Origin of the sequence: Microcoleus sp. PH2017_35_SFW_U_B (genome assembly GCF_020737865.1) — a bacterium.
In the GTDB taxonomy this organism is placed as follows: domain Bacteria; phylum Cyanobacteriota; class Cyanobacteriia; order Cyanobacteriales; family Microcoleaceae; genus Microcoleus.
Map to the genome: position 1 here is coordinate 1 of NZ_JAEQDE010000181.1, position 5,558 is coordinate 5,558.

Annotated in this window: 2 protein-coding genes; both read right to left on the bottom strand. The window is 47.2% G+C overall.

What is annotated here, in order from left to right; translation table 11 throughout:
- The coding region (locus JGK36_RS33100) for a tetratricopeptide repeat protein (protein WP_293199323.1) at positions 1-834 on the bottom strand (834 nt) is incomplete at its 3' end.
- Positions 835-1,197: 363 nt separating this feature from the next.
- Positions 1,198-3,897: an alanine--tRNA ligase gene (gene alaS / locus JGK36_RS33105; protein ID WP_293199325.1), complete on the bottom strand. Its 2,700-nt coding sequence runs from the start codon at positions 3,895-3,897 to the stop codon at positions 1,198-1,200.
- Positions 3,898-5,558: the final 1,661 nt, after the last annotated feature.

A 5,558-nucleotide genomic window follows, 5' to 3' on the forward strand; every position in this document is an offset into this window, starting at 1 on the left:
AGCTTGATAACATTCGATCGCCCGTTCGATATTCTCTCCTCTATCGAACTTGATTCTGTCACTGTAAGCACTTCCTAAATTATTTTGAGTCATCGCCCAATCTTGGGGCAAAGCATCGCGGGTGTAAACTTGTAAAGCAGCTTGATAACATTCGATCGCCCGTTCGATATTATCTCCTCTATCGAACTTGATTCTGTCACTGTAAGCAAGTCCTAAATTATTTTGAGTCATCGCCCATTTTTGGGGCAAAGCATCGCGGGTGAGAACTTGTAAAGCAGCTTGATAACATTCGATCGCCCGTTCGATATTCTCTCCTCTATCGAACTTGATTCTGTCACTGTAAGCAAGTCCTAAATTATTTTGAGTCCTCGCCCATTTTTGGGGCAAAGCAGCGCGGGTGAGAACTTGTAAAGCAGCTTGATAACATTCGATCGCCCGTTCGATATTCTCTCCTCTATCGAACTTGATTCTGTTACTGTAAGCAATTGCTAAATTATTTTGAATAGTTGCCCAAAGTTCGGCATCAGTAACTTGCTTAAAAATTTGCAATCCCGCCTCGTAGCCGGCAATGGCAATTTCCATATTGCTACTTTTGCTACCCAGCGGAAACTGTTGAATCAAATTACTGAATTTAACTATATTAAGAGTAATGTTTGTAGCTTCCTCTGACTCCATTGCTGCGATAGTTTGAGTTGCCCACTCGCGCAGATATCGGGCAAAACCATCATCTAATAATTCTAGATTCTGTTTCAGGAGGGCGATTTGTTCGTCTTCTGGGGAGTTGAGGAGGGATTGAATCAGATTGAGATAGGCTTCGCGGCGTTTTTCGTTCATTTTGCACAACCCATTTTTGGAATATTTTACATTATTTGTTGGGGGAAGGCAAGTTCGGCAGCGGATTTTGTAGCGGATGTAACGGATGGATTTGGGGGTGATTTACGGATTGATTACGGGTTGATTGCAGAGGCCCCGGCGGTTGGAAACCGCGTCTACACAAACGATGTCCACCTCCGTGGACGAAGATGGTATTCGGAGATGGAAAATCGTTGGATGAAATCTTCAACCCGCGGAGGCGGGTTTTGTTTTTGTAGACGCGGTTTCAACCGCCGGGTTTCTCTCAATCAATTGGGTAAAATCTTCAACCCACGGAGGTGGGTTTTGTTTTTGTAGACGCGGTTTCAACCGCCGGGTTTCTTCCTAATTACCCAACCCTTCAACTAACAGATTGCGAGCACTTTCCAAGGCTTCCTGCAACTTACTAGCATCACGTCCCCCAGCCTGCGCCAAGTTAGGCCACCCGCCGCCTTTGCCGCCACAAATTTGAGCAATTCCCCCGATAAACTTGCCAGCTTGCAATCCTTTCTTATTAACTTCTGGACTAAAAGCTGCTACCAAACTTACCTTGTCCGGTTCAGGAATTGATGCCAAAACAACCGCAGCATTTCCTAACTTTTGCTGCAATCTTTCCGCCGCAGTTTTCAGCGCTTCTGCATCCACATCACCCAATTGAGCTACAATGATTTTGAACTCGCCAATGGACTCAGCTTTTGCTAGCAACTGGTCGGATTTCGCGATCGCCAATTCGGACTTTGCAGCAGCCAACTGCTTCTGAGTATCCTTCAATTCATTCTGCAAATTAGTAATCCGGTTGGGCAATTCTTCGGGTTTCGCTTTAAATCGATCGCCCAAATCGCGCACAACCCTGTCACGCACATTCAAATAATCCAACACAGCTTGTCCTGAAACCGCTTCTATCCGGCGAGTACCAGCCGCAACGCCCGCTTCGGAAACAATCTTAAACAGCCCGATTTCTGCGGTATTGCTGACGTGAGTCCCCCCGCACAATTCCATCGAAACCCCGGGAAAGTCGATTACCCGCACTACGTCGCCGTACTTCTCGCCAAACATGGCTGTGGCGCCTTTTTCTCTGGCTTGGGCGATCGGCATTTCGGCAACTTCCGCAGCGTGGGCCTCAGCAATCCAACTATTAACTCGATCCTCAATTTTCTGCAATTCTGCTACTGTGACAGCGCGGGGAGAATTGAAATCAAATCGCAATCTCTCTGTCGATACCAGGGAACCAGCTTGCGAAATTGAATCGTCTACAATTTTTCTCAAAGCTGACTGTAATAAGTGAGTTGCTGTGTGGTTGGCTTGAATTCGGCGGCGGCCGCTATTGTCAATTTTCGCAGTCAAACTATCGCCAACTTTTAAGGTTCCCCGTTCCACAAAGCCGAAATGCACGAAGAAATCTGACTCCTTTTTCACATCATCAACTCTCACCAACAAACTCTGACCATTCTCTCCGCTTTGCAAATAACCTTTGTCCCCAAGTTGTCCGCCGGATTCTGCATAAAACGGCGTTTGGTTCAATACAACTTGTACCTCGGTTCCCGCCTCTGCTGATTCCACAGCTTTGCCGTCAACTAAGATAACTTTGATTTCAGCTAAACTTGACAATTCAGTATAGCCAACAAACTCTGTTTTCTGGATACTCTCAGCTAACTTATCCAAGGAACCCTGCACAGTTAAATCAATGGTTTGGTGAGCTTCTTTCGCGCGAGTTTGCTGTTCCTTCATCGCGACTTCAAAGCCATCTAAATCGACAGTAATTCCCTGTTCTTCCGCAATTTCTTGAGTCAATTCTAAGGGGAAACCGTAGGTATCGTAAAGCGTGAACGCATCTTGTCCAGAAATTTCTACTGTGGGGTGGGCATCCTGCCCGCCCCCAGAAACCGACAGGCGAGACGCCTGTTCCACAAGAGCTTTTTTGAGAATTTCCTCAAGCAGCTTCTCTCCCCGTTCCAAAGTCTTGAGAAACTGCGCCTCTTCCCTTGCCAATTCCGCCTTAATTTGAGCTTCGCGCGATCGCACATTTGGATAAACTGCTTCCGAAAGGGCGATCGCGCTTTCGGCCACCCGCACCGTAAATTCGCCCTGAATCCCAATCAGCCGCCCGTGGCGCACCACCCGGCGAATCAACCGACGCAAAATGTAACCGCGGCCGACATTTGACGCGCGAATTTCGTCCGCAATCATGTGCACCACAGCCCGAATGTGATCGCCAATTACTTTCAGCGAAACCTTGACATTTTCATCGCTATTGTGGTAATCAATTCCGGCAATTTCCGCCGCCGATTGGACGATCGGAAAAATCAAATCTGTTTCGTAATTGTTCGGGACTTTCTGGAGGATTTGCGCCATCCGTTCCAATCCCATCCCAGTATCAATATTTTGATTTTGCAGCGGTGTTAAATTGCCCTCTGCATCTTTATTGTACTGCATGAAAACCAGGTTATAAAATTCGATAAACCTGCTATCATCTTCGAGGTCAATATTATCGCCTCTTTCTGGGTGGAAATCGTAATAAATCTCGGAACAAGGGCCGCAGGGGCCTGTGGGGCCAGATTGCCAGAAATTGTCTGCTTCTCCCATGCGTTGAATGCGATCGCCCGGAATGCCAATTTCATCGCGCCAAATCGCAAAAGCTTCGTCATCTTCTCGGAAAACGCTAACAACTAAATTGGACGCAGGTAAACCGAAAACTTCTGTGGAAAGTTCCCACGCCCAAGCAATCGCCTGTTTCTTGAAATAATCCCCAAAACTGAAATTCCCCAACATCTCAAAAAACGTGTGGTGGCGGGCGGTACGGCCGACGTTTTCGATATCGTTGGTGCGGATGCACTTTTGTGAAGTGGTAGCGCGCGGTGATTCTGCGGTGCGCTGTCCGAGAAATATCGGCTTAAATTGTAGCATTCCGGCGATCGTTAGCAACACAGTCGGATCTTCGGGCACCAAAGAAGCACTCGGCAGGATTTTGTGTCCCCGCTGGGCGTAAAAGTCGAGGAATGTTTGGCGGATTTGACTACCGCCGAGAGACTTAGGAGTAATAGACATGACAAAAACTGTTAAGTATGTAAAGATGTAGCAGCAATAGAACTCAATACGCTTCAGTTAATAGTGTTTATTGCCCGGAGATCCCCTCGCATCCCCCTTAAAAAGGAGAGTAGGGGTTGACTTTGAGAAAACTCTTGTCCCCCCCTTTTTAAGGGGGGCTAGGGGGGATCGGGCTTAGCCCAAGCGTATTGCAATAGAACTTACATCTATGTGGATATTTATATCATTATACTTAGTAATGTAAAGACCTATCAAGTTTTACAAATTGTGCTTTACTCCTCCCAAAGCTCGTGCTAACTTAACAATAGACACCGGGACAGAAAGAAACAGGAGGTCGCTATATTTAGCCCGTTCAGCGGGAACCCCCTCTCGATAATTTTTAATTTGGGGTGGGATGAAAGCCAGGTTTGTGAAAAATGGAAGGTTGACCGATTCCGTAGGACAGGGAAATCTTCACAGCCTGAACAAACAATCCTTGATATATTGGAAAGACAGTGGGGCTGGACGTGTTCCTCACTATAAAACGCCGTAGAGAGAAACATTTTGGAGTATCTCGAAGGAAGATCTAGATATCCTTAACAGGACTCAGATGCCTACAACATATTGCTTGCAATTGATGTAGGAGCGTCACAAGCAAAGTTCAAGGATATAGACATGGTGTCTCCGGTCTAAATTCCCAGGCGCGGCCGAAATTAACCGAACACAACTTGGAATAGTGGCGAAACTGCCGATCGCGCAGTCAAGCCAAACCGCAGTCGAGTCAGACTTATTGTGCTTGCGGATTAAAAGTAAAGCTGCACAAGTTGTAAACCCTAGTAAGCATATTGTTCTCTACCGGAAACACATCTCGTTTGTTAGAAAATCAAAGATTCTTATATTATTGGGTCTGGTCGCTGTCGATCGGGCCCTACGCTTTTTTATAGGGAAATGGGAAGAGGGGGAGAAAGAGAGAGGGGGAGACGGGGAGACGGGGAAGAAAGGGAGAGGGGGAGAAAGGGAGAGGGGGAGAGGGGGAGAAAGGGAGAGAGGGAGAGGGGGAGAGGGGGAGACGGGGAAGAATCCCGATGCAAGCATCTGTGCACAAGCTCTTATCTGCGAGCGGGGACGCTCGCGAGTCTGTTATGGTGCGAGCGTCCCCGCTCGCTTGCGGAACTCACTTCGAGCGGGACGCTCTATTCGTGCTATTCGGCTCGGACTGCTGTGACTCGATCGATCGAGCTTTTGAGTTATCTATAATACATAACGGGCGATCGCGCCCGCGCGTTTTTGGTCGTGGCTGACGCCCTCTGGCATGAGGCACTGTCAATATGCGATATCATTGAAAAGTCAGTACAAGAGGTTAACTTACAGGGCGAAATAGTTATCTAAACTTAGTCAAAGCTCGCTGAACAAGATAAGTCTAGAATTGATATAATATCTGCAATGCCGAAAACCAAAGCTCAATTATCCGGTTTGTAAACCGCAGTTCTGTCAGGACTAGCCAGCCTGTTAAGGTCGAGAAGGAAGTCCACAACTCGTTAAATTGGCTGAAAATAGTGGGTGACTCATGGCTAAAAGCTTCAGCTAGAATTGTTTTTTGGATTAGGATGGGCTACATCCGAATTTACGCCTGTGGACAAGTTGCGAGCCGACTCCCTTGGGTGAAGCAGGAAGCAGACCCT